This window comes from Streptomyces sp. NPDC104106 (assembly GCF_055584345.1).
Genome location: NZ_JBVJMF010000022.1, coordinates 16,812 through 40,748 on the forward strand (window position 1 = coordinate 16,812; position 23,937 = coordinate 40,748).

The 23,937-nt window shown below is 70.2% G+C and carries 17 protein-coding genes; 2 read left to right on the forward strand and 15 right to left on the reverse strand.

Annotation, left to right across the window (positions count from 1 at the left end; all coding sequences use genetic code 11):
• Positions 1-57: 57 nt before the first annotated feature.
• From ACZ60X_RS36105 to ACZ60X_RS36125, 5 genes are all read right to left on the reverse strand, one after another.
• On the reverse strand, positions 58-3,429 hold the full coding sequence (locus ACZ60X_RS36105; protein WP_469607932.1) for a hypothetical protein: 3,372 nt from the start codon (positions 3,427-3,429) through the stop codon (positions 58-60).
• An 835-nt stretch (positions 3,430-4,264) separates the two neighbouring features.
• The gene (gene ku, locus ACZ60X_RS36110) at positions 4,265-5,185 is read right to left on the reverse strand and encodes a non-homologous end joining protein Ku (protein ID WP_360098969.1); all 921 of its coding nucleotides are present in this window, start codon (positions 5,183-5,185) and stop codon (positions 4,265-4,267) included.
• A 325-nt stretch (positions 5,186-5,510) separates the two neighbouring features.
• Positions 5,511-6,068, reverse strand: coding sequence for a hypothetical protein (locus ACZ60X_RS36115; RefSeq protein ID WP_469607936.1), 558 nt, complete (start codon positions 6,066-6,068; stop codon positions 5,511-5,513).
• A 69-nt stretch (positions 6,069-6,137) separates the two neighbouring features.
• Complete coding sequence (locus ACZ60X_RS36120) at positions 6,138-7,127, reverse strand: DNA polymerase Y family protein (RefSeq protein ID WP_469608253.1); 990 nt, start codon at positions 7,125-7,127, stop codon at positions 6,138-6,140.
• Positions 7,128-7,132: 5 nt separating this feature from the next.
• The gene (locus ACZ60X_RS36125) at positions 7,133-10,573 is read right to left on the reverse strand and encodes a DNA polymerase III subunit alpha (RefSeq protein ID WP_469607939.1); all 3,441 of its coding nucleotides are present in this window, start codon (positions 10,571-10,573) and stop codon (positions 7,133-7,135) included.
• A gap of 371 nt (positions 10,574-10,944) precedes the next feature.
• Between ACZ60X_RS36125 and ACZ60X_RS36130 the strand changes: the two genes are divergently transcribed.
• Positions 10,945-12,579, forward strand: a complete 1,635-nt coding sequence (locus ACZ60X_RS36130; protein WP_469607942.1) for a 3'-5' exonuclease — start codon at positions 10,945-10,947, stop codon at positions 12,577-12,579.
• Between the two features lie 153 nt (positions 12,580-12,732).
• Here ACZ60X_RS36130 and ACZ60X_RS36135 read toward each other — a convergent pair whose 3' ends face one another.
• From ACZ60X_RS36135 to ACZ60X_RS36155, 5 genes are all read right to left on the reverse strand, one after another.
• The gene (locus ACZ60X_RS36135; RefSeq protein ID WP_469607945.1) at positions 12,733-13,113 is read right to left on the reverse strand and encodes a toxin Doc; all 381 of its coding nucleotides are present in this window, start codon (positions 13,111-13,113) and stop codon (positions 12,733-12,735) included.
• Between the two features lie 3 nt (positions 13,114-13,116).
• Positions 13,117-13,368 carry an antitoxin MazE7 gene (locus ACZ60X_RS36140; protein ID WP_469607948.1) on the reverse strand — a complete coding sequence of 84 codons (252 nt, stop codon included), beginning with the start codon at positions 13,366-13,368 and terminating at the stop codon, positions 13,117-13,119.
• A gap of 80 nt (positions 13,369-13,448) precedes the next feature.
• Positions 13,449-14,342, reverse strand: coding sequence for an ATP-dependent DNA ligase (locus ACZ60X_RS36145; RefSeq protein WP_469607950.1), 894 nt, complete (start codon positions 14,340-14,342; stop codon positions 13,449-13,451).
• A 200-nt stretch (positions 14,343-14,542) separates the two neighbouring features.
• On the reverse strand, positions 14,543-15,385 hold the full coding sequence (locus tag ACZ60X_RS36150) for an HNH endonuclease (RefSeq protein ID WP_469607952.1): 843 nt from the start codon (positions 15,383-15,385) through the stop codon (positions 14,543-14,545).
• Positions 15,385-17,046: an AAA family ATPase gene (locus ACZ60X_RS36155; RefSeq protein WP_469607954.1), complete on the reverse strand. Its 1,662-nt coding sequence runs from the start codon at positions 17,044-17,046 to the stop codon at positions 15,385-15,387. Before ACZ60X_RS36155 ends, ACZ60X_RS36150 begins: the two co-directional genes overlap by 1 nt.
• 301 nt (positions 17,047-17,347) lie before the next feature.
• Here ACZ60X_RS36155 and ACZ60X_RS36160 point away from each other — a divergent pair, with 301 nt between their 5' ends.
• Complete coding sequence (locus ACZ60X_RS36160) at positions 17,348-18,334, forward strand: phosphotransferase family protein (RefSeq protein ID WP_469607957.1); 987 nt, start codon at positions 17,348-17,350, stop codon at positions 18,332-18,334.
• 22 nt (positions 18,335-18,356) lie between these two features.
• Here the strand turns inward: ACZ60X_RS36160 and ACZ60X_RS36165 are convergent, their stop codons facing one another.
• The 5 genes from ACZ60X_RS36165 to ACZ60X_RS36185 are packed head-to-tail and all read right to left on the reverse strand — an operon-like array spanning position 18,357 to position 23,908.
• Positions 18,357-19,160 carry a class I SAM-dependent methyltransferase gene (locus tag ACZ60X_RS36165; RefSeq protein WP_469607959.1) on the reverse strand — a complete coding sequence of 268 codons (804 nt, stop codon included), beginning with the start codon at positions 19,158-19,160 and terminating at the stop codon, positions 18,357-18,359.
• A complete protein-coding gene (locus tag ACZ60X_RS36170) occupies positions 19,157-20,404 on the reverse strand; it encodes an ATP-grasp domain-containing protein (protein WP_469607962.1) in 1,248 nt (415 codons plus the stop codon). The genes ACZ60X_RS36165 and ACZ60X_RS36170 overlap by 4 nt, the downstream gene beginning before the upstream one ends.
• Positions 20,401-21,558 (reverse strand): glycine amidinotransferase, encoded by a 1,158-nt coding sequence (locus ACZ60X_RS36175; protein ID WP_469607966.1) that lies wholly within the window; start codon positions 21,556-21,558, stop codon positions 20,401-20,403. The genes ACZ60X_RS36170 and ACZ60X_RS36175 overlap by 4 nt, the downstream gene beginning before the upstream one ends.
• Positions 21,555-22,523 carry an aspartyl/asparaginyl beta-hydroxylase domain-containing protein gene (locus tag ACZ60X_RS36180; RefSeq protein WP_469607968.1) on the reverse strand — a complete coding sequence of 323 codons (969 nt, stop codon included), beginning with the start codon at positions 22,521-22,523 and terminating at the stop codon, positions 21,555-21,557. The genes ACZ60X_RS36175 and ACZ60X_RS36180 overlap by 4 nt, the downstream gene beginning before the upstream one ends.
• A 20-nt stretch (positions 22,524-22,543) precedes the next feature.
• A complete protein-coding gene (locus ACZ60X_RS36185; RefSeq protein ID WP_469607971.1) occupies positions 22,544-23,908 on the reverse strand; it encodes a preATP grasp domain-containing protein in 1,365 nt (454 codons plus the stop codon).
• Between the last annotated feature and the right edge of the window lie 29 nt (positions 23,909-23,937).

The window sequence follows — 23,937 nt, forward strand, 5'->3', positions numbered from 1 at the left end:
GCCGGCCGCCGAGCTGCGGGCCCCCGCCCGAGGGCGGGGGCCAGGAGGACCGGCCTGTCAGCTCGCGAGCGGTACATGTACCGATTCGGAGCACCCCTCGTCCGCGGGCTGGTGGTCACGCTTGGCCGAGTGGGCCCGCATACCGATCAGGACCGTGCCCGCCATGCCGGTCGTGGCGACCGTTTCGAAGCCGCCGGCGCTGCGGTGACGCACGCTCCACACCGGCCCGGTCAGGGTCGGCCGCCAAGTCAGTTCGTAGCGGTGTCCTTCCTTGCTGACCACGTCCCACCATCCCCGCTGGACGGGGACGATGCGCTCCCCCGCCTCCACCTCGGGCGTGGCCGGGTCCGGCCCGTAGGTCGCGTCCACCCACGCGAGGTAGGCCGGGGTCGGGGCGATCCGTGCACGCATGGTGTCCCCGCGCGTCCCATGGGCCGTCCAGGCGCTGGTGACGATCCACCCGCGCTTTTCCACCAGGGCAGCAAGGGTGGCCCGGTCGACGGACAGCGCAGTGCGGTAGCTCCCCCCGATGGTCTGCGGCCTCCACAGGTGGTCATCGTGCGTGGTGTCGCACGTCCCGCACACCCAGGCCAGCACCGCCCTTCCTGTGATCGGCGAGACGTAGAGTTCCGCAGCCACGGGACGATGCTTTTCCTCTGTGCGCCGGGCGATAGCCAGGCGCTCTTCCGCAGACAACCGTACGGGGGGCTGCCGCCGCTGCCCCTCCAACCGGTAGGCCACGCGCCGCTGTTCCTGCTCGACACGGCGGCGGTCCGCTTCCAGGGCGGCACTGCGGCGGCGGTCAGCCCGGACGATCGCGCGCACGTCGTCCATGCCGACCCAGCCTCCCAGGTCGACGTCGGCACCGCCGACGGTCCGACGCACGGTGTAGGGCAGCACCGCATCAGGGGCGTGATAGACGCGGTACTCCTCCCCCGCGCAAGTCAGCGTCGCGGTCCGGTGGTTGGTGCCCGGGGTGGTGGCCCACTGGGCCACGGCCGGACGTACGGCGTACGGGTCCAGGCCGGGCCGTTCCGCGCGTGGCGCCTCGACGCCGGGCACGGCGCCGCCCTCGCCCTCCCACGCGTCCACGCTGCACGGATCGCTCACGACGTCAGGGAGTACCGGGGTGGCGTCGACGGCCGGATCGGTACATGTACCCAGTTCCGGAGAGGGGTCGGTGCCGTCGGGTTCAGCACCCGATCCAGCGTCCGGCGCGCTGGGCCGGTCGACGCCGATGCACGCCCCGCCCTCGCCCTCCCACGCGTCCACGCTGCACGGGTCGCTGATCACGTCCGCCGGACGCTGCCCGTACGCCACGGCGACCGCCTTGCGCGCGGCCTCCCCAGCGCGGTGAATCTCGCCGACGCTCGCGCCCGACTCCTCCGCTGCCTTGCGCGCTGCCCGCGCGGCCCGGATAACCTCACCGGCCGGAGCCTTGACCGGCGCCGGACCAGCCTCGGGCAGACGGCGCCCTACCCACGTGTAGCACTCGGCGCACACGTACCCGCGCCCCGTGTGCAGCGTCGCCGCGTACAGCGCCACACCGACCGTGAAGCAGCGCGGGCAGTACTGACGGCCCGTAGCCATGGCCTTTTCCTCCGCCGGGCACAGGCGCGGGCCACTGCCGATCAAAGCCGTGATGATCACGTGGCCGCAGTAGGCGCACTCGATGCCGTACAGCGTGTTCCGGTCGCAGCGGGGGCAGTGCTCACCTGCCTGAACCTCCGCCGGAGCGTCGGCAGGCTCGGAAGTCTCTGCCGGTACCTCCGCCGGGGCAGGCTCGACAGTGTCGGCAGGGTCCGCCGGAGCGTCGGCAGGCTCAACGCCCGGGACGTAGCCACCCTCCGACTCCCATCCCTCAACCGGGTCACCGGTCGTGGCCACCACATCAAACAGACCGTCCGACGCGCACTCCGGAGCGATCACCTCAACGTCCGCGTTCCCGTACTGAGTCGCCACGAATGCGTATGTGCTCTTGCGGCGCGAGCCGTGCACGAACGGCAGGCACACTGCCTCATCACGCCGCGCCCGACGGCCGTCGACTGTCGCCACCACTACCGCCGAGCACTCACCCCGGTCGCCGTTCCACTTCCCGGAGCTCACACGGTTCGCCCAGACCTGCCCGGTGTACCGGACCCCGTCGGCAGTCCAGGCCAGCATCGCGCCCGGGGCGTAGTCCTTAGGAGCGAACGCTTTACGCGGCGCGGGCTTGCCCGACCACATCTGAACCTTCGCGGGCTTGAACACGGGGCGCCCGTCACCACGCTTGACGATCTCCCCGGACAGTTCCCGCGCACGCTTGTGGAACCCGTCGCGCGCTTCCGGGTGTGCCTCATCCGGCACGGTGTGCAGCGTGAAATGGGCACGCCCGTCCGCCGACTCGATGTTCAGTCGCGCGCCCCCACCCGTGACGTAAGCGCGACCCTGCGCGCCCACACTGACCAGCGGGCGGACATGGTCCGGGGTGCCTTCCGGGCACGTGTCGGGAGTCTGCGCGTGGCCCGCCTCGCCGTTCAGGAAGTCGGCGCGGGTGTCCGCCGCGAGCCGCGACAGATGATCATCGGAGGCAACACGCCCGTTCGCGTCGACGACCTTCCAGCGCTTGACGGGCTTAGGTGCGCCGTACGCGATACGGCCTACCACCGACACGTCCGGCGTGAAGCTGTACTCGGCCACGCTGTAGGGGGCGCAGAACGGCGCCTCAGCGTCCGCCGGAACGTTCATGGTGTCGACATCCGCGACGGGCGCCGGAACGGGCGCAGACTCCGCCACAGCGGCAGCCTCCGCCGCCTTACGGGCGTGGCCCTCCGCGATCACCTCAGCAGCCGGACGGAACGGCGTAGCCACGACCACGGGCGCGTCCGCCGTCATGGCCACATCCGCCGACCACTCAATCCCGTGCTCAGACCGCACCGCGTACGCCACATTGTGAGTACCCGAACGGCCGTCAGACACGATCGTGAACCCCTCACGGCGAACGGCGTCCGGGGTCACAACAGCGCCACACGAACACTCGAACCCGTACCCCCCGCGCGTCGCATGGTGGATCTGCCGACGGCAGATGCCCGCCTTACGCCCCCCGAACCGCGTTACCGCGTACCGGCCGTTGTGCCGCACCGGTTCCAGGATCACAAGCCCATCCGGGCGCACATCCGCGATGTTCTTCCGCGCGTACGTCGCCACCGGGCCCCGAGTCTTGTAGCCCTCCCGCCCCGGGATGATCCACCGGCCGTCAAGGGTCACCAGGCTGTACCGCTCCGTCGCGGGGTTGTACACGGAGTACGCAACCGCGCGACGCGTCATGCTCAGTCCCTGCCGCTCCGGGTGCAAGTCGGCATCCGAGGCAAGGATGATGCGCGCGTCCGTAAGGCCGTGCCCTTCCATGGCGTTGCCGGCGGGAGTGGTGATCATGACCGCGTGCGACATAGGGGAGTCCTCCGTAGTGAGGGGGTGCGTGGCTTCGGTGTTGGGGCCGTGCCACCGACCACCAACGAGACAAAGATACCGCACTTGCATCACTGAACGGAAGTGATTCCGGGGCACTTTCTTGAGAATCTCCGCTGGTCAGCGGCTCGCGCGACGCCACGCGCGCGAGCGCGCGCACCCACCCGCCGCGCCCCTGAGCGGCCCGACGGCGGACCCAGCGGCAGCCCTGGCCGGCCGGGCACCGGCGGGACGAGCGGACGGAGCCGGGATGGGCTGAACTCTGGGCTGTGCTGGCCTGTGCTGAACTAAATCCTCTTCCTCCGACTTACGCGGAGAAAGAGGTGTCGGTAAGGGCGAGTGGCTTGCCCATGGGGGGTGAGCTGGGCGAACGCCGGATCTGCGCGGAGGGGTGCTGCAACTCTCGGTGCAACTCTCGGTGCAACGGTGCAGCCCACTGTCCAGGCAACGGTGGGGCCCACTAAGGAAGCAACTGCCTCCGGCCGGCCAGCGGAGCAGCACACCGATTGCCAGGACCCGTACGCCGCACGCCGCGCTGCCTGGCATCGACGCGCGGCTAGGTGGCCGGCTGCTCCTTGGCGCGGCAGGCCGGGCAGACGAGCTGGGCGTTGTTGCCGTACCGAACTGTGAGTCCCTGGCACCGTGCGCACGGGCCGATCTGATCGGGCCTGCAGCCGAGCATGATCGCTGCCGATGCAGGGTCAGTCGAGGGATCGATGCGTCTGACGGAGTCGTTCATACATCCGAATCTACGTCGGTGAACCAGAGAGCCCCGTCACCGCGGCCGTGTCTGCCGTGTCCCTACGCCTGCCGCACCTCAGGCGCTCTTCGGCTTCCGCCCTGTCGCCTTCTTCGCGGTCGCCTTCTTGGCTACGGCCTTCTTGGTCGGCTGCTTCTTCGCGGCCGTCTTCTTCGGCTTCGGCAGCTCATGCACCTCGGCCGGGCCGGTGCCCTCACCGCGGGACGCCTTGACCTTCTGCACCGACTCGTTCAGCGCGGCCATCAAGTCGAGCACTTGGGCCGGCTGCTCCGGCTCGGGCGCCTCAGGGAGCGGCTTCTCCTCGCGCTTGGCCTCGATGATCTGGGCCATGGCCTCGGTGTACCGGTCCTCAAAGTCGGGGCCCACCAACTCATCCACCGTCATCGTGTCCATGAGGGCCAGCGCGCCCTCGATCTCCTGCTCGGACACCTCGACCGGCGGCGGCAACAGCTCGGCGGGGTCGCGGATCTCGTCCGGCCAGCGCATGGCGTGCAGGACCAGGACGTCGTCGCGGACCCGGAGCAGTCCCAGTCTCTCCCGACCGGACCAGGCGTACTTCGCGACGGCCACCTTGCTGGAGCGGCCGAGGGCCTGGACGAGGAGCTTGTACGGCTTGGCCGCGACCGGGCTGGACGGCTGGAGGTAGTAGCCCTCGGCGATCTTCAGCGGGTCGATGGACTCCAGGGGCACGAAGGCGTCGATCTCGATCGCTTTCGCTGTCGGCAGCGGGAGGTTGCTGAGATCCTCGTCGGTGATGGGGATGACCTGGGTCTTCGACAGCTCGTAGCCCTTGCCGATCTCGGACTGGTCGACCTCGCGGTCCTCCAGCTCACAGACCTTGCGGTACCGCACTCGGCCCATGTCCTCGAGGTGGTATTGATGGAACTTGATGCTGTGGTCCTCGGTCGCGCCGACCACGTTGATCGGCACGCTGACCAGGCCGAAGCTGATCGCACCGCTCCAGATGGTTCGGGGCATGGGTGACCTCCGCGGTAGCCCCGAGCATCACCAGCGTACGAATGCCTCTGCCGTCCCGCATGCGCTCTCGAGGTCCACGCCGCACCTGAGTACATGGTCGGCGCGCCGCCTGTCGTCGTGTACCCGCCCGCCGAGGACGGCGGGCGGCGGGTCCGTGTCGGCAGCGTCATCACGCCAGCGACGTTTGAGATGCCGCCGCCACCGGCCGTCGGCTGAGGGCGGATCACTCGGTGGGCAAGCCGCACCCTGAGTCGGGGCAAGCTCTGCCGCTCGGGGGTGGGCAAGCCTGTCCCGGCAGCTGCGGCCAGGACGCCGACGAGGTCGGTCAGTGGCGGGTGACGGTGAAGCCGGTGCTGTTCAAGGCGCTGGTCCACACGTCTCGGTCGAACCACTTGGTGATGTCGGGCTGCATCTGTGTGAGGGTGCGCATGCGGGCCTCCCAGTCGTGGCCGGCCGGGCCGCGGCTGCCGTCGCATCCCTGGCAGCCGTCCTCTCCGTGGATGTGGCCGGCCATCCACGCGTTGACGGCGACGTTGATGATTACGGCGTACAGGTCTCCGCCGGTTTGGGCCAGGGCGTCCGGCACGCCCGCCAGGATCAGGGCCAGCTCGGGGTTGCCCTGGGGCGGCAGGGGTGCTTGCCCGACCTCTTCGTCGGTCCCGTCTTCGAATTCCCGCACGCTCTGGGCAAGGCTGTCGGCGAGTGAGGAGGCGTCGAAGTACCTCCAGGCTGATCGCACCTGGATGCGGAGCTGGTTGGCCACCGCCTGGACGTTCTGTTCGATGGTGTCCTCCACCGTCGCCGGCGTGAGGGTCACACCCCGGCGGGCCAGTTCGGCGAGAGTCTGCGCTACGGCTTCTTTGAACGCTTTGGTGTTCCGCACCACCGCATCGTAGGGGTGGGGGCTTGCCCGGGATGCGGGGAAGTAGTGCGCGGCCGGGCGTTGGGCGGTTCACGGCGATGAGGCCAGGGAGGCCGGGAACACGGCGTCGGGTCCGAAGCGGGCGCGGGCGGCGTCGGCCGCCTGCTCGATGCGGCGTGCTTTGTCGTCGCTCGCGTCGAGGAGGAGCTGGTGGTGGGCGGCGGTTGCGGGGCGCAGTGCGGAGGCGCGCAGGGTGATGGTGCGCACGCGGGCTCGCTGGAGGCCGAGGTGGTCGTAGATGCGGTGGGCGGCGTGGGTGAGGGCGGCGGAGTGGTTGGTGGCTTCGGGCAGGGTGCGGGTGCGGGTGGTGTGGGAGCGGTCGGCGTAGCGGACGTCGAGGGTGAGGGTGCCGGCGGCGTCGTGGGTGTGGCGGAGGTCGGCGCCGAGTTGTTCGGCCAGGGCGACGATGGCGCGGCGGTGTTGGCCGGGGTCGAGTTCGTCGTGGGTGAAGTCGTGGCGGGCGGAGCGGGAGGCGGGGGCGGTGCCTGGGGTGACGGGGCGGGGGTCGTGGCCGCGGGCTCGGTCGGCGACTTCTCGGCCGGTGGTCTTGCCGAGAAGGCGCTGCAGGGTGAGCAGTGGGGTGTCGGCGAGGGCGCCGATGGTGTGCAGGCCGTGGCGGGTCAGGAGGGTGGCAGTGGCGGGGCCGATGCCGGGCAGGGCGTGGACGGGGCGGGGGTTGAGGAAGGCGGCGATCGCGTCCGGGGTGGGGTCGATGATGGTGATGCGGCCGGGTGGGGTGGCGTCGGCGGCCATGGCGGCGATGAGGATCGAGTTGCCGCCGCCGATGGTGGTCTGGGTGCCGTACAGGGCGGCGGCGCGGAGCGCGATGAGCTGGGCCAGGTCGCGGGGGTGGCGGTCGAAGTACTTCAGCGCGCCGGTGATGTCGTGGTCGGCGGCGGTCGGGGGTTGGGCCTGCCAGCGGGGGGAGATCCCGTCGAGGACGGTCAGTAGCTGGTGGTAGAGGTCCTCGTTGCCGCTGTGGTGGAAGTGGATGCGCAGGATGGCGCGCTGGTGGGTCATGGTGCTCACCCGGCGCTTCCGGGGCTGGTGTGGCCGAGTTTGGTGAGGTCGGCGGCGCGCTGCCCGGCGGGCTGGAGGTCGGCCCAGGGGTGGAGGGCGGCGCCGGTTTCGTGGGTGATGGTGCGGTGCGGTTCGGTGCGCGGGGCCGGCGGGACGTTGGCGTCGGTGCCGAGGAGGCGCTGGACGGCTTCGGGGCCGTGGTCGCGGCGGGTGGCGGCGAGTTGCTCGAGGTCCCAGACCATCGAGCCGGTGACGGTGTTGCGTTCGCCGCGGCGCTGGACGTTGCCGCGGACGAGGAGGAGTCCGCTGTGGAAGATCGTGTGAGCGCATGCCTGGTGGGAGTCTTCGAAGAAGGCCAGGTCGACGAGGCCTGAGCCGTCTTCGAGGGTGACGAAGATGATCCGTTTGCCCGAGCGGATGGGCGGGGTCTGGGTGGAGGCGCGGACGCCGGCGACGAGGACCTGCTGGCCGGGGCGCAGTCGCTTCAGGTGGGCGGCGTCGGTGGCGCCGAGTTCGCGGAGCAGCTGATGGTGGTGGTCCATCAGGTGGCGGCTGACGTCGACGCCGAGGATGTGCAGTTCCGCGTTGAGGGCTTCGCGGCTGGTCATCTCGGGCAGCCCGGACGGGGTGGCGGCGTGCTGGTCGGTGAGGGTGATGGGGAGTTGTCCGTCGCCGAGGGGGCGGCCGCGGTACTGGCGGTGCAGTTCGGTGATCTGCAGCAGCAGGTCGCGGCGGGTCAGGTTGCCGCGCAGGCTGTCGAGGACGCCGGCCTGGGCGAGGCGTTCGGCCGTGGGCCGGTTGGGGCGGGCGCGCTGCCACAGGTCGGACAGCGAGGCGTAGGGCTGGCCGGCGGCGATGCGCTCGGCCTCGTCGGTGTGGATGCCGCGGACGCCGGAGAGGGCGAGGCGGACCGCCCAGGTGCCGTCGGGAGCGCGTTCGACGGTGTGGGTGATCTTGGAGTGGTTGACGTCGACGGGCAGGACGGCGACGCCGCGACGGCGAGCGTCTTGGATGAGGACCCGCTTGGGCCACATGCCGGGGTCGTGTTCGAGGAGGCCGGCCAGCAAGAACGCCGGGTAGTGGGCTTTGAGCCAGGCGGACTGCAGGGCGGGGACGGCGAAGGCGACGGCGTGGGCGCGGCAGAAGCCGTATGCCCCGAACGCTTCGATGATCTTCCAGACGTGGGTGAGGACGTCGGGGGTGTAGCCGCGGGCGGCGGCGGTGCGGTGGAACCAGTCCCGTAGGCGGGGCAGCCGGTCGGGGTCGGCGAGGCAGCGGCGGGCGACTTCGGCCAGGGCGCGGTCGCAGCCGGTGAGCGTGGCGATGATCTCGATGATCTGTTCGTGCCAGATGACGACCCCGTAGGTATCGGCGAGTACCGGCTCGAGGTCGGGGTGGGGGTAGGTGGGGGCGGCGCCGTGTCGGGCGGCGATGTACTGCTCGGGCATGCCGCCGGCGACCGGGCCGGGGCGGAAGAGGCTGATGTCGGCGATGACGTCGGCGACGTTGCGCGGCTGCAGCCTCGACAGGAGGTCCTGCTGGCCAGGTGACTCGAGTTGAAAGAGGCCCAGGGTCTGGGCGTCCTGGATGAGCTTGAACGCGAAGTGGTCATCCAGGGGGACTTGTTGGGGGTCGTCGAGATCGATGCGGGCGCCAGTTGCGCGTTCGATCTCGGTGACGGCGTGGGCCATCGCGGACTGCATCCGTACACCGAGCACGTCCAGCTTGATCAGCCCCAGATCCTCGACCCCTTCCTTCGGCATCTGGACCATGGGGTAGCCGCCGGGGGTGGGCTGGACGGGCAGCCGGTTAAGGAGGGTGGCGTCGGAGACGATGACGCCACAAGGGTGCATGGCCAGGCCACGCGGGAGGGCGTCGAGGCCTTCGGCGAGTTCGAACAGAAGCCGGTAGCGGCCGGCCTCGGCGGCGAGCTGGCGGAGTTCGGGGAGTTCGGCGAGCGCTGCGGTGATATCGGCGGCCCGGATGTGCGGGAAGGACTTGGCGATCCGGTCCACGTCGTACGGGGCGATCCCGAGGGCCAGGCCCGTGTCCCGGAGGGCGTGGCGGGCGCGGTAGGTCTCCGGCATGCCGGTGACGGCGACGCGTTCGGTGCCGAACCGTTCGATGATGCGGTCGTAGACCTCGAGCCGCCGGGCGGACTCGACGTCGATGTCGATGTCCGGCAGGCTCGCGCGGCGCACCGACAGGAAGCGCTCGAAGAGCAGGTTGAAGTCCAGCGGATTCGCGGTGGCGATACCGAGCGTGTGGTTGACCATGCTGCCGGCGCCGGAGCCACGGGCGGCGACCCGGATCCCGAGCTCGCGGACGTCGGCGACGACCTGGGCGACGGTGAGGAAGTAGGTGTCGTATTTGAGCGTGCGAATGACCGCGAGCTCTTCCTCCAGTCGCTGGCGGGCGCGGGGATCGCGGTCGAGGCCGCGGCGGATGAGGCCGGCCTCGGCGCGCTCGCGCAGCAGGCGGGCGGCGTGGTCGGGGCCTCCGGTGGCGCCGACGACGGCGGGTTCGGGGAAGTGGGGACGGCCCAGGCCGAGATCCTGCACGGGGTCGACGGCGCAAGCCTCGGCCGTTGCAGCGGTATCCGCCATCAGGCGGGCCGCGCGGTCGTCGCCGTGGCCGGCGGCCGCGGCGATCCGGCGGGCGATCTCGCCCATGGCGGGCGGGTCCTTCAGCCAGCGCTCGCCGGAGTCGAGGTGCCGGCGGTCGATGGGGCGCAGCAGGCGGGCGGCGTCCAGGACATCGGCGAGGCGGTGCTGGCCGGCATCGGCGTAGCGGACGGCGTTGGTCAGCACGGCCGGGATGCCCTGCTGGTCGGCGAGGGTGAGGGTGCGGGCGGCCAGGCGCAGTGAGCCGGGTCCGGTGCCGGACAGGCCGAGCCAGCAGGTTTCCAGACGCAGTTGGATGCCGGGCAGCTGCCGCCAGGGGGCGAGGAGGTGTTCTGCGAGGTCGCCTCGGCCGGCGGCCAGGGCGCGGACAGGTTCGGAGGCGGGGCCGAGCAGGACGGTCAGCCCCTCCCCCGCGTGCTGCTGCAGGTCGTCCCAGGTCAGCAGGGGCGGGCCGTCGTCGTGGGCGTGGGCGGCTGAGGTCAGCCGGCACAGCCGGGCCCAGCCGGTTCGGGACTGGGCGAGCAGGACGACGCGGTGGGGCGGCTCAAACACGTGGGCGCCGCCGCGGACCGGGGTGCGCAGGCGCTGCACGGGGGCCGGGGCGAGCGGGGCGACGGCCAGGTTGATGCCGAAGATCGGCCGGATGCCATGGTCGAGCGCGGCCTGCGCGAACCGGACGGCGCCGGTGACAGCGTCGCGGTCGGTCAGGGCCAAGGCGGTCATGCCGCGTTCGGCGGCGCGCTGGACGAGCTGCTCGGGGTGGGCGGCGCCGTAGCGGGTGGAGAACCCGGAGACGGCGTTGAGGTGGGTAAACCCGCCCATGGCGCGCCTCCCATCTCCTGCCCCCTTCGGCCCGCTACGTGATGCACCGCTCCCCCTAGTTTCGAATCTTTGTTCGAGCATCGTAGCGCGTGAGATCCCAGGTCACGAGTGGGGCGCGCGGGCTTCACCCGTTCGCGGGACGGGCGCCGCCCCGCTCTGTGCGACCGCCCAGATCTCGTCTCGTCGCCACGGGGAGGGTCCTGCCAGGGCTGGGAGACGACTCCGACTGGGTGATTTTTCCCTCACGTACGCGTGCGCAGCTCTAAGTGCATTGCGCCAACTAGCCTTATTTCAGCATGTATTGACAGCCTTTCAGGCATTCTGTCATGTTCTGTTCCCCAAGAGCGGAGCGACCAGAGAAGGGACACGTGATGGGACGACGCAAGGGATTCGGCCCCGTCCAGCTGGCCAACCACGCGGGCCTGGCCCAGTGGCAGGTCGAGCGGGGGCAGTCCAAGGGGCTCATTCCGGCGCCGGCCCTGGACTCGGGCCGATGGTCGGATGAGCAGGCTGACGACGTCCAGGCGCGCCGCGACCGGATCGTCGAAGTGCTCGGCACGCACCCCGGCTACGGCGCGAAGCGCGGGGCGCAGATGCTGGCGCAGGCGCCGGACCTCGGTGATCGGAAGCTGGAGGTGTGGGCGTGCGACGTCGAGCAGCTGGCTGAGCGGGGCCTGCTGGAGTGCGTCGGCGAGTTCGGGGACTATCCGCTGTATGACGAGCGGCAGCTGACCTCCCCCACACCACAGATGTGCGCGGCGCTCGAGCAGATCGCGGCCGAGCGGGTCGCCTGGCTTCAAGCCTCGGCTCGTACCGATGAAGCCGCCGGCCGGTGCGGCTGGGAGGTGGCAGAGTTCGAGAAGGCCGCCGAGGAGCAGGGCATCGCGCCGGGCCGGTTCGGCCGCTGGGCGCTGGAGGACGTCGAGCGGCTCGCCGACAACGAGGACCTGGGGGCGGACATCCTGGCCGCGCGGATACTGGGCCCGGAGCTGGCGGCCCAGCACCTGGAGATCCGGCGCCGGGACCTGGAGTACTGCATTGAGGCCGGGTGGCTGGCACCGGTCAGCCACGTGCGCCGCACGGTGTGGTCAGGCGGGCACGGCCACCAGAAGGTCGTTGACGTGCCGATGTACCGGGTCGGGGACCTGAACGCACTCAAGGACATCCCCGGGGTGGACTGGGAGGCGGTGCGGGCGACCAAGCCCGGCCGGCCCTCCCCGTTGCGTGCCTTCGCCCAGCTGGCGCCGCAGCGGGCCGCCGTCGTCCGCGCCTTCGTCGACGAGCTGCGCGAGAGGTTCGGCCTGCCGGTCTGGGCCCGATTCGCCAACCTGGACAACCGCTGGCTGATCGACTGGGAGCCGGGCCTGGACGGCAGCCCGTCACCGGACGACGTCGCCGCGCTGCTCGCCGGCAACCCGGTCGCATCCCGCTTCGCGGACGGCATCCAGTTGCTCAGCGCGCAGGGCAAGGCCATCCACTGGGCGCGGCGGATGCTGCAGCCGGGCGTGGCCTGCGTGCTGGACACCGAGACGCACGACCTGTGGGGCCGGGTCATGGAGGTCGCTGTGGTCGACGCGGCCACCGGCGAGGTGCTGCTGGAAAGCCTGGTCAACCCGCAGATCCCGGTGACCGAGGATGCTTTCGACGTTCACCGGATCAGTGACGCGATGGTCGCGGACGCGCCGACCTGGGACCAGGTGCTGCCGGAGGTACTGCGTGTCACCGCCGGGCGGAAGATCCTTGCCTACAACGCGGAGTATGACAAGACGGTCATCGTGGGGGACTGTCTGAGGGTGGAGGCGGATCCGCAGCACCTTCGGGCGAAGGATCAGTGGGGGTGCATCATGCGTCGGCGCTCCGTCTGGGAGGGTATACGCGACTTCCTGCCGCTGGGTGGCAGGCACCGTGCCCTTGGCGATGCGTGTGCCGCACTGGAGATGCTCACGTCCCTGGCATCAGCCCCGGAGTGGGTGCTGGAGCGTACGCAGGAGAAGGTCAGCGCCTGATTCGGCTCCGTACAACGCGGGACATGCGAGGCCCGTCCTGTTCTGTACAGGCCGGGCGTCGCATGTCTGTGGTCAGGACGGTTCGGTGCTCGTATCGCACCCAAGCGTCTCGGGTCGGACGCCAACTGTTCCCGCTCGCCCGTCCCGTACGGTTCAGCCGGTGCTGCCCCAGGAACGCAGGCGGTCGGCGATGTCGTAGACGGTGAGCCGTAGCGAGCGAATGTCGGTGATCAGGTCCCGCCACGGCTCGAAGGAGTCGTCGATCTCCTCCGCGGAGGCCCGGATGTACGCCACTGCCACGCCATACGCGAAGTAGGCGTTGCGGCCCGGCAAAGGGCGTAGCAGGACCAGTTGCTCAAGCAGGGCGGCAGCCCGCCAGTAGGCGTCGGGTTCGCCCATCTCCAGCTGTGGTGTGTTCACTCGGTGCCGGGCGACGGCGGCCACCAGGCCTGAGTAGTCCCGGACCCCGAGTTCCTTACCGAGCAGTTCTTCCTGTCGGTCGAGGAGCCACCGGATGTCGATATGCAGTTCCAAGGGTCAGGCCGCTCGCCCCGCGGTGCTTCGCCGGGCCGGGGCGTCGTCAGGGAAGGCCTCGTCGAATGCCTCGGCCAAGCCGGGCCGGGCGATGATCTCGCGGAACACAGCCGTCGCCTTACTCAGCTTGATCTGGTTCTCTTCCTCTATGGCCAGCTCGGCCAGGTACGCGCGCACGCTCTGCCCGCGGGCTGCGGCTACCGCAGCGAACCGGTCCCTGGTCTCGGAGTCGACCTTCACGGTGGTGTCAGCCATACCCCGAGTATGCACCCATGGGTACCTTCGCGAATACCGGTCAGGGAACTCACAGCCGGGGCCGTCGGTGGCGCATTCGGTCAGTTCCCCTCGTCGAGCATCTCCGACCGAAGATCGCCGCGCACGCGTCGAACACGCGGGCGATGTCGATACCGGCCGAATTCCAACCGTGACTGATCTACCTCGATCTCGACCACTACTTCGGGCTTAACCGGAAAAAAGCGCACCGGGTCCGCTCCGGGCAGCCCGCCCACCGTGCCCGGCAACTCGCGCATCTCCTCACCGGATGCATGCAAGAGCGGCGCCACGGCCAGGCGGACATGCTGAGCGAGCGGCAGACTCACTCCAACCGCCCGCATCCGGCCGCCCGCCGGCCGGCCCAGCACCAGGGCCTGCGCCGCCGGCGACCTGCCGGTCACCCCGATGACCACGGCTTCGGTGGTGTGGCGCTCGCGCCACTTCACCCAGCCCGAGGCGAGGCCGGCGGCGTATGGTGCGTCGGTTCGCTTGCCCACCAGGCCTTCCACGCCCGCAAGTGCTCCGACCCACTCGAGGGCTTGCCCACGGTCTTCCGTGGTGGGCACCGCGCGCAGGGTGGCCGGGCCGTCCTCGAGGAGACGCAGCAGCTCGGTGCGGCGCTCGGCATACGAGCGCGGCCGCCAGTCGGTATCGCCGACGGCGAGGACGTCGAAGAGCGCGACATGGACGGTGAAGTCGGCACCGGGCCGCGGGCCACGGCGGCCGGCCCGGCTCTGCAGCCGGTCGAAGGCCACGCCGGAGCCGTCGTCGAGGACCGCGACGAGCTCACCGTCGAGGACGGCGTCGGGCAGGCCAGCGGCAGCGTCTGCGACGTCGGAGAACGGGCGGGACAAATCCGTGCCGTGCCGGCTCCACACCCGACGGGTCGCGGTGTGAATCTGGCATCTCCAGCCGTCCCACTTGGGCTCGAGCGTCCAGCCCGGCGACTCGGGCACGGCAGTGACCGCGCGGGCCAGAGCGGGACGGGCAGAGCGAAAGGCGGCACCAGGACCTCCTGCGGGCCTTCAGCGTAGGGCGACAGTCCCTGACGTGCGCCCCGGACTGCCACGGTGAGGGAGCGGCTCCAGCCAGTGCGGCCACCCCGACGCAGGCACCTCCACACCCGGGCCAGAGCCCAGGGCAGCGCCTCGTTGGGTCAGAGTTCGAATGCGCCGCTGCAGAAGGCGTCGTCGCGTGCCAGGGCCCGGTAGGTGACTCCCTCCCATCCGTTGAGCCGGTCCGCGAGGCGTGTCTCGGCTTCGTCCGTCAGGTAGGCGCGCACTGTGTCCTTGCCGCCGGCATCGAGCATCACAGTCAGCTGGCGGCGGATGTTGTTCACCGTGCGGTTGGCCTGGACGGCGAAGAGCCTGGCCAATCCGAACAGTGTGAAGTGGTACCGGGTCCGCTCGATGAGGATGTGCGCCCAGCTGGATGGGGGGCTGACGAAGAAGTCCAGCCACACGGGACTGCTGTGCGTGACCTGGGCATCCAGCCAGGAGTCCTGGTCTATCCGGTCCAGGTACGGGTGTAACGGGGTGGTCTCTGCATCTGCCGGAAGGCGTTCACCCTTGATGTGATTGCAATCGGCGCAGGCCGGCACCAGGTTCAGCGGGTCTACGCATAGCGCAGGAAACATCCTTTTGGGCAGGAAGTGGTCCAGAGTACGGACCACCCCGTGCCCGCACAGGGGACACCTTTCGTCCGGCGCGCCACCCAGGATCCGCTCATAGACGGCCCGTCCGTCCCTGGAACCGACCATGCCGTTGTCGTAGACCCAGCGCACCAGGTCGCCGGGGGCGATGCCCGGCACGGTGAACTCTTGGCTGTCCAGTTCGTGCAGGGTCCCCTGCCGTGCCGCCTGCCGGAAACGCTCGCCTGCGGCCTCCACGCTGTCGCCGGCCGTCAGCAGCTGACCGCGTCGTTGTACATCCCTGGTGCCGCGTACACATGTGTCATAGCTGTCCCGGGCGGACAGAGCGGGTGGTTCGAGGGGCCACATCAGCGGAGTCCGTCCGCATCCCGGTGCGCCAGGAGAATGCGGACCAGTCCCTTTGCCTCCCCGCCAAGCTGTCCACGGAAGCGGTCCATGACCTGGTCGTAGGATCCCAGCTCGTCGACGGCCCGGGCGATCTCGGCGTGGAAGCCGGATTGCCTGACCTCCAGTCCGAAGATCTCGTGGGTGAGAACTCCGACGTTCTCCCCGTACGTTTCCAGGCTGGGCCGCTGTGGGGGGTGACGGTCCCAGCGGCTGACCTTCCACACGCAGGAACGGGGGACTTCCTGCAGGACCACGGGCGAGTGGGTGCCGATCAGGGCGACGCCGTTGCGGTCTGTGAGCAGGTCGGACAGCGCTCGGACAAAGGACGCGAGCAGCGGCGGATGCAGGTGCGCCTCGGGTTCGTCCAAGAGGACGAGAGACCCCTCGGCGACGGTTTCCACCAGCCGGGTGATCGTCAGTAGCACGATGGCGTGCCCGGAGCTGAGCCAGGAGAAGATCTCCTGCGCATAGTCTCTGGCGTCTTGGGAGTAGGAGTGGTCCAGCAAGTCCCGGGCGAAGGTGTGGATGGGGGACTCGTAGAAGTGCGGATCGCTGCTCAGCACGTCCAGCGCGGCTATCCAGCGACCGATCCGCTCAGCTGCGTGGATCTCCTCGATGCTCTTGCAGAATTCTGAGCTGAGGTCGTCGTACGACTTGCGTTCGCGCGTAGGACGGCCGTGAACATCGACCTTGGCCAGTCCCACATACGTGTACTTGACGGCTGGCTCGGCTGGCTCGGCCGGTGGCGTCTGCTCGCCGGGAAGATCCTTGGCTTCGTCCCATCCCTTCACCTGCGGATGGCGTTCGTCGTCGCGGACTTCTACTTCGCCGGCTTCTGCCTCACCGCCTTCCTGAGCCGGGTCGAAGGCGCTGAACGTGACGGCTACGACGTTCGTGAACGATCCCGTGCCTTCATCTGCCCACACGACCTGCCCGACGTCAGCGGGCTCCGCACGGGGGTTCACCACCGCCTCGCTGATATTGCCCAGCAGCGTTGTCTTGCCCACGCCGTTACGGCCGATCAGTACATGGATGTTGGACGGTGGCCGGGAGTGCGGAGTGACGGAGAAGGCCAGACGCCATGCCTCTCCCGGCTTTTCCGCCTGGTCGTCAACGGGCGTCACGTATTCGAAGTGATACGCCGTCAACCGGGATCCGCCCCGTGCGATGCGCCGGAACTGGTTCTCGACGGTCTGCGGTTCGACGCTGCGCTGTAGCGACGTCTGCGTCACGTCCCAGTACCCGGCGTCTTCGGCAACCTGGGGGCTGAAGGCGATGTCGCACAGCGCCTCAAGCAGCTCGATTCGAACCGACGGACCGAGCCTGCTGATGTTCTCGTAGTAGGCGGCGTCCTGCCCGAGCGAAAACCAGTACAGACGGCGGTCCAGTCCCGTCAGCTGACGAAACTCCCCTTTTCCGAGTGGCCTCTCGTCTCGAACCAGGTCCGAGTAGCCGATCTTGACCGTCCCCAGTTCCTCGACTGATCCGGTGCCGTCGGCGAACCACAGGCGGTACAGCGTCAGATAGTCGTCGTCGGACAGGTCGACCGGTTCCAGAAGGCAGGCGTGCTGCCTGCTCCGGCTCCGTGGCCGTTCCTCCGCGTCCAGCACGATGAAGCGCACGCACCCCTCCTCGGACCGGCTCACTGAAACACTCGCCCACAGCCGAGAGCAAGCCGTGCGTCGACCGCGGGATCTAGTGGCAGGCTTCCGCTCCCTTGAGAGCTGGAGCAAGTGGGGTGTTGCAGGAGTTCATCGGCAGGCCAGGCGCCGTGCTGTGATCCGCCAAGGCGCGCCAAACGCACCTCAATAATGCATAACTTGACTATGCATAGTAGAAATCCGCATCATGGGGTTGGTGTATCGCCGACACACTGGGCTGCGGTTGCATCCCCCGCCCACGGCCAGGACACGAGGAGCCTTCGTGGAGTTCCGTTCAATCTCTCGCGAGTCGTCCGCCTTCCAGCAGCCCGTCTCCGCAGTAGAGATCCAGGAGATGTGTGGGCGTGCCTTCGGCGCCGGCGTGCGGGTCACCTCAGCGGTGGAGCTGGGCGGCGGCATGTACAACACGACGTACCGGATCACCGCCGAAGGCCTTCAGGAGCCAGTCATCCTGCGGATCGCCCCGGCCCCGGAGCGGCAGTTCGTCTCCGAGTGGGAGCTCATGCGCAACGAGTACGTCACCGCGCCCTACCTCTCCACGGTCGCGTCCCTGGTTCCGCGGGTACTGTTCGCTGACTGGTCGCAGGAGATCATCGGCCGGGACTGGATGGTGCAGAGCCACCTCACGGGCGCACCGGCCCCCGAGCGTCTCGGCGCCTACGACCGTGCGCTCTGGCATGGCTTCTTCGCCCAACTCGGCGAGATCACCAGCCGCGTGCACTCCGTGCGCGGCCCGCACTTCGGCCCCGTTGCGGGCCCCGGGTTCCCCACCTGGAGTGCGGCCGTTCTCGCCTCCCTGCGCGCCATCGCGGACGATCTGAGCGTCTCCGGCCTGGATGCCGCAGACGTACGCAAGGCCGCTGACCTCGCCGCCGAGCAGCGCGGCGTGCTTGATGCCGTCGGCGACCCCCGCCTTCTCACCGGGGACTTGTGGACCGTCAACACGATGCTTTCCACCGACGCACCCGAACCGGTGATCACGGGTGTGCTCGATCTGGACCGCACCCTGTTCGGCGACCCCGCGGCCGACTGGACCATCCGCATGGCCAGTGCCAAGCAGGACGAGCGCACAGCGTTCTGGGACACGTACGGGCCTCGCGACACCTCCCCGGCCGCTGGCTGGAGGTCGCTCGTCTACGAGGCCCGCCATGTGGGTGCGATCCGGCTGGAGCGGCATCGCCTGGGCAAGGTCGACGGAGTCCGCGACACGTACGACTCCATGGCTGCCATTCTCGCCCAGCTGGCCTGATGGGAACTGCTGGGTCTGCCGTTCAGCTATCGCTGCGCGTTGCCGTGACGGCGACCCGTCGCAGCAGGTGGGCCGTCGCCAGCCTCCGTCGGGCCTCGCCCTGCAGGCTGGCGAGCCCCGGGTTCGCGTCGGTGTTCATCGCCAGGGCAGTCCGGTAGATGGCCTGGTAGGCGGTGTCCCAGACGGGATCGTCGTGGCACGCGATGGCGAGGAAGCCCGCAGCGTGCAGTACCTGGGGCCAGTGGGTGTTCCGGTGCCGCAGCGGTAGACGCTGGTCGCCGGGGGTGCGGGGGTGCCAGCCGGTCAGGACGAGTCGGCCGGCCGGGCGCAGTATCCGGTGGACCTGCCGGGCGGCAGCGATGCGGTCGTCGGCGTACTGCAGGGCGTCGAGGGAGACGGCGCGGTCCACGGAGGAGTCGTCGAGCGGCAAGTCCGCGAAGTCGGCGAGGAGGAACTGTGCGTCGCCGGCGTGCTCCGCGGCCCGGGCGCGGGCGTGTTCGAGGGCGACCGCTGAGAAGTCGATGCCGATCAGCGTGGCGTTCGTACGGCGGGCGAGCCACAGGCCCGGTCCTCCGCGGCCGCAGCCCAGGTCCGCGAGCATCTGGTGCGGGTGCAGGTTGAGGTGGTGCAGGACGTGGTCCAGCAGGTGAGAGCACAGGAAGGAGAACGGCTCGATGCCCTCGGGGAGGGCGGGGTCGACCTGGCGCACCACGTCGTTGAAGGCGTTCACGTCGGCTGCGCTGCTGAAGATCCTGTCGAACTCCGCGGCGCTGGTGGTCTGATGGCCAGGCCCGGCGGTCACGCGAGGGGTGGGCGTTGGGGTCATGCCGGGCTCCCCGTGTCGATGGTGACGGTGATCTGGCGCAGGATCTGGTCGGCCAGGTGGTCCACGGCAGCGGGATCGCGGCCGGTGACGATGAAGTAGCCCAGGCGGCCGCGGTTGGACACGGCCGGGCCGACGAGGTCTCCCTCGGCGTGCCGGAGGTGTACGACGGGGGTCTGCTCCCCTGTTTGGGGCAGGCCGTCGACGGCCACGAGGCGGCCCGCGCCGGGGCTGGTCAGGAAGCGGACCGTGGCGTAACGGCGGGAGTGTGCTGCGACCTTGGGCGGGTGGCCGAGGGCGATGTCCCACAGCGCCCGCCAGCAGTCGATGCCCAGGGCGTGCTGGATGAGGACGCCGATGTGCCCGGCGCCCAGGCGGGCGCCGATCTCCAGCACGGTGCAACGGCCGTCGGGGGTGAGGACCAGTTCGGTGTGGCTGGCGCCGTTGCGGATGCCGACCGCGGCGATCGCCCTCTCCGTCTGCTCGTACAGCATGGCTTCGGCGGCCGGCGGGAGCCGGGCCGGCAGGCTGTGGCCCACCTCGACCCGGTGGGTGCTGGCCGTGACGTGCTTACGGGTGATGCACAGATGGGTGGTGGCGCCGTCCTGGGTGACGGACTCGACGCTGTACTCGCGGCCGGCGACGTAGTCCTGGACCAGGACACCGTCCTCGCGCGGCATCCCGTACATCGTTTCCACGGACCGGGCGGCGAGCCAGGCCGGGTGGAGGTGCTCGGGGCCGGTGACCACAGTCACGCCGTTGGATCCGGCGCCGTCGGCCGGCTTGATGACGCACGGGTAGCGGAGCGTCCCGGTGGCGTGCAGAGCGTCCAGCTCGCCCGGGCCGGTGATGGCTTGGGTTCGGGGGATGGTGACGCCGGCGGCTTTGAGGGCTTGGGCCATGGCGGCCTTGTCGCGTGCGGCGACGGCACGGTCGGCGTCGTTGCCGGGCAGGCCGAGGCCCGCGCACGCGCGGGCGCACAGCGGGGTGAGGTACTCGTTGCTGGTGAGCAGCGCCGCCGCGCCAATCCGGTGGGCGTAGCCGGTGATGTCGGCCAGGGCGTGATCGGGATGCGCGAAGTCGGTGAGCAGACAGCCGTCCAGGAGCTGGTGGAGCTCAGGCGGGTAGGCGGCGTGGACGGTCGCGGTGGTGACGGCGTGCACGGTGTGGCCGGAGGCGGCCGCGGCCCGGGCGAGTGCCTGGGCCTCGGGTCCGGCCGCCTCCAGCAGCATGACGGGCGTGGTCACCGGTAGTCCTCGGCCCCGCCGGCGCGGCGCGTGTCCAGGGTGAAGCAGTGGAAGCCACCCCCGTACAACCTGCGGTGGCGGTGGCGGAGCGGGATGACGGTGAAGCCCTCGGATTCCAGCTTCTTGATCAGGCCGGTGCAGTCGGCGTTGACCAGGACGCGGTCCTCGTCCAGCGACAGGACGTTGATGTCGATGTAGGGGCTGGTGAGGAGGAGGTCCTCGTCGGAGTAGACGGGGAACTGTCCGGGCTCGGGCTCGGGCGGCACGATGAACTGCCACTTCTGGAATGGGGCGGGCAGCATCTCCCGCAGCCCGGCGTGCCGGGCCAGGAACACCCCCGGTTTGAGGGCCAGGAGCATGGAGTCGATGTGGTTGTCGGCCATGCGGTGCACGGGCCACACGCGGAAGCGGCCGTCGACGTGCCGGGTCAGCCAGTCGACGCCGAGCTGGTGGTTGGCCTGCGCGACGTTGACGATCAGGTCCTGGCCCAGGCGCAGCACTTGGGCGCCGTCCAGCATCATCTCGAACCCGACGTCGTACGGGCTGGGCTGCGGGTCGGTGATCGGCTCGGTGGGCCCTCCGAGGGTGGTGGCGGCGTCCCGGGCGTAGGACAGGTCGAAGGAGGCGTCGGTGAGGGTGGGCCGGGGCATCGTCGACCACCGGGCGTCGGCGTCGAAGTAGCTCTGGAAGACGGGGGTCAGCAGCCGGGTCTCGAGATAGCGGCTGCGGATGGCGGGCGCTGTCTCGATGATCTCGTCGCCGAGGATGAGGGTGTTGTCGCGGATGTTCAGGGCGGGGGTCGGTGCGGCATGCCAGCCCAGCCCGCTGATCGGCTTGGCGTTCTTGGGCAGGGGAAGCGGTCGGTGCACGCTGATGCCGAGGTCGGTGAGGGTGGCGGCGAGGTTCTCGACGTCCTCGTGGAGTTCTTCGGCGTACTGCTTGCTGATCGCCCAGTGCTCCGCCTGCCCGCTGCCGCCGGCGACCAGGCGCGGGTAGGCCCAGTCGGAGCGGTAGCCGTCGAGGGCCTCGTGGAAGAAGAGTTCGAAGGTGACGTCGCGGTCGTGACCGAGGTAGTGGGCGGCGGATCCCACGACGATCTCGCTCAGGGGGGTGAAGTCGTCGTAGCTGTTCAGCGGCATGGTTGCGTCCTTCATGCGTCGGCGCTGGTGGTGGGGAAGGGAATGTGCTGGCTGGTGACGGCCCGTCCGTGCCGGGCGTGGATCACGGCGTGGTCGGAGCCGAGCTGGAGGGTGCGCTGCTCGCTCCATCCGGCGTAGCGGTACTCGCTGCCGGCGACGTGGATGAGGGCGAAGGTGCGCTCGCCGGCGGTGAGGGTGAGCCCGTCGCCGTGCTCGGTGAGCCGGACGGTTGTGGTGGGGCCGTCCAGCGGGGTGTCCTGACGGAAGTCGGTGAACCCGGACGGCAAGCGCAGGACAGCGGGCAGTGGGTGGGCCGGCCGGTGGGGTGCGGGGGCGGGTGGGCGGTTGAACAGCACGTCGGTGTCGGCGAGTTGTTCTTGCCACTCGGTGGGGAAGAGTGCGGCGAGGTCGCGGGTGAACAGTGCGTCGATGACGGCGTGGACCCGTCGGACGGGGCCGGTGTTGCGGACCATGTGTTCGCGGGAGAAGTCGCCGTACCAGAGGGTGCCGGGCTGCCAGCGGTGTTCGGTGCCGTCGAGGATGAGGACCGCGCCGGGGTGGGTGACGATCGGGATGTGCAGGCGCACCATGCCCCGTTCCAGCTGGTACTTGGGGTCGCGGTGGGGTTGGGAGGCGGCGCTGGGGCCGAGGGCCAGCAGCCGTACGGCGTTCAGCGGTGCCGGGATCTGCTGGAGGATCTCGGCCAGGTAGGGCATCTGCTCGAGCCAGTGGGTGGGCGCGTAGGTGTCGGGGCCGGGGCCTCCGGGGTCGGTGCGGTCCGGGTCGCCGCCGGGGCTGCGCAGCGGCAGGACGCGCCAGTCGGTGGGGGTGTCCGGGCCGATGCTTCCGCCGGCGTGGTGGGTGCGCTGGCGCTCCCACTCGTGTTCGGTGACTGCGGTGAGGTCGCGGGTCAGACGGTCCGTGTTGAGGACGGGGCTGAGGCGCGCGGCCGGCGCGGGCCGTGCGGTGAGGGTGGTCATCTGGGGGTGCCTTTCGCGGGTCAGGCCGCCGCGCGGCGGGTGGCGGCGAAGCGGTCCTCGAGGGCCTGCCAGATCGCGGCGTGGCCGGCCGGGCTGGCGTGGACGGTGGAGAAGGTGAACTGGGCGCCGCCGCCTGTGGGGTGGTCGACGATGGGCATCGACACGATCACGCCCGTGCGGGTGGCGGGGGTGTAGGCGAGCTCGAGGTCGGCGAGGGCGCGGTGGAAGGTGGGGCCGTCCGGCACGGTCCAGTGCGGCGGGACGTGGGACTCGGTGACGGTGCGCTCGGGAGCATCGTTGGCGTGGACGATGTGGTGGGCGAAGACTTCGTAGATGTGCCATGAGCCGCTGATCTGGGCGTTGACCTCGGTGAACAGCAGCCGTCCGTCGGGCTGCACGATCGCGTCGGTGCTGATGCGGCCGCGGTAGCCGATGGCTCGGTAGGTGTGGGCGAGGCGGTCGGAGCCGTCCAGCAGCTGCTCGCGCACCGTCGGCTCGAGGTCGCGCAGTGGGACGCTCTCGTGGCTGAGGCGTCGGTCGACGTAGCGCAGTTCCCCCATCTCGGTGGGGTGGGCGCCGGTGTCGGTGAGGTGCTGTTCGCAGTAGACGGTGCGGGCATCGGGAGCGAACTCTTCGATTACGACGGGGAAGCGGCCGTCGGCTGAGGCCCAGGTCCAGCGCTCGCGCCAGTACGCGGCCGCCGCGGCGGGAAGGTCGCTGCGGTCGAGGTGGTGCTGGTGGCGGGCGCCGGCGTGGCCGGTGGGCAGGGAGGGGTCGGCGACGAGGAGTTCGTTGCCGACGCCGGCCCCGTTGTGGGCCTGCTTGACCATGACCGCCCCGCTGTTGTGCAGCAGAGACAGGGTGGCGGTGGTGGCCTCGCCGGGGTCCCGTACGACGGTGCCGGCCGCCACCGGGACCCCGGCCGCGGCCGCGAGCATCCTGAACACCGTCTTGTTGTTGACGAGTTCACCGCCGCCCTGGGCGAGGAAGCCGGCGCCGGGCAACTGCTCGGTCAGGTCGAGCGCGGCGGCGAAGCGGGCGACGGACGCCGACGGCCACAGCGCCCAGACCTCCTCCACCGCTCCGGCGCCTGCGCGCTCGGCGAGTACGGCCTGCACCTGGTGAAGGGTGTCGGGGTGGGTGAGCATCTGCGGGTCGAGCAGTCGGCCGCCGAACTGGCCGGGCGGCGGCACGATGAGGTGCAGCCGGTTCGGGTCGGTGCCGGTCAGCTTGGTCGCGTACTGCAGGAAGCCTGGGTCGGGCGGGGCGCACAGGACGACCAGGTCGCCGTCGCGGGCCCCCCACAGGGCGCGCTGCGTCCACGCCCGCAGGTCGCGCCGGTCACGGATAGCGGGGTCGATGTGATTACCGATGATGATCCTCAACGCGTGCTCCCAATGGCGCGAAAGACGGG

Excerpts from the sequence above, each read along its gene's own strand:
- ACZ60X_RS36130 (WP_469607942.1), top strand. The coding sequence starts at position 10,945 with ATGGGACGACGCAAGGGATTCGGCCCCGTCCAGCTGGCCAACCACGCG.
- ACZ60X_RS36150 (WP_469607952.1), bottom strand. The coding sequence starts at position 15,385 with ATGTGGCCCCTCGAACCACCCGCTCTGTCCGCCCGGGACAGCTATGAC.
- ACZ60X_RS36105 (WP_469607932.1), bottom strand. The coding sequence starts at position 3,429 with ATGTCGCACGCGGTCATGATCACCACTCCCGCCGGCAACGCCATGGAA.
- ACZ60X_RS36120 (WP_469608253.1), bottom strand. The coding sequence starts at position 7,127 with ATGACCCACCAGCGCGCCATCCTGCGCATCCACTTCCACCACAGCGGC.
- ACZ60X_RS36125 (WP_469607939.1), bottom strand. The coding sequence starts at position 10,573 with ATGGGCGGGTTTACCCACCTCAACGCCGTCTCCGGGTTCTCCACCCGC.
- ku (WP_360098969.1), bottom strand. The coding sequence starts at position 5,185 with ATGCCCCGAACCATCTGGAGCGGTGCGATCAGCTTCGGCCTGGTCAGC.
- ACZ60X_RS36165 (WP_469607959.1), bottom strand. The coding sequence starts at position 19,160 with ATGACCCCAACGCCCACCCCTCGCGTGACCGCCGGGCCTGGCCATCAG.
- ACZ60X_RS36140 (WP_469607948.1), bottom strand. The coding sequence starts at position 13,368 with ATGGCTGACACCACCGTGAAGGTCGACTCCGAGACCAGGGACCGGTTC.
- ACZ60X_RS36180 (WP_469607968.1), bottom strand. The coding sequence starts at position 22,523 with ATGACCACCCTCACCGCACGGCCCGCGCCGGCCGCGCGCCTCAGCCCC.
- ACZ60X_RS36175 (WP_469607966.1), bottom strand. The coding sequence starts at position 21,558 with ATGAAGGACGCAACCATGCCGCTGAACAGCTACGACGACTTCACCCCC.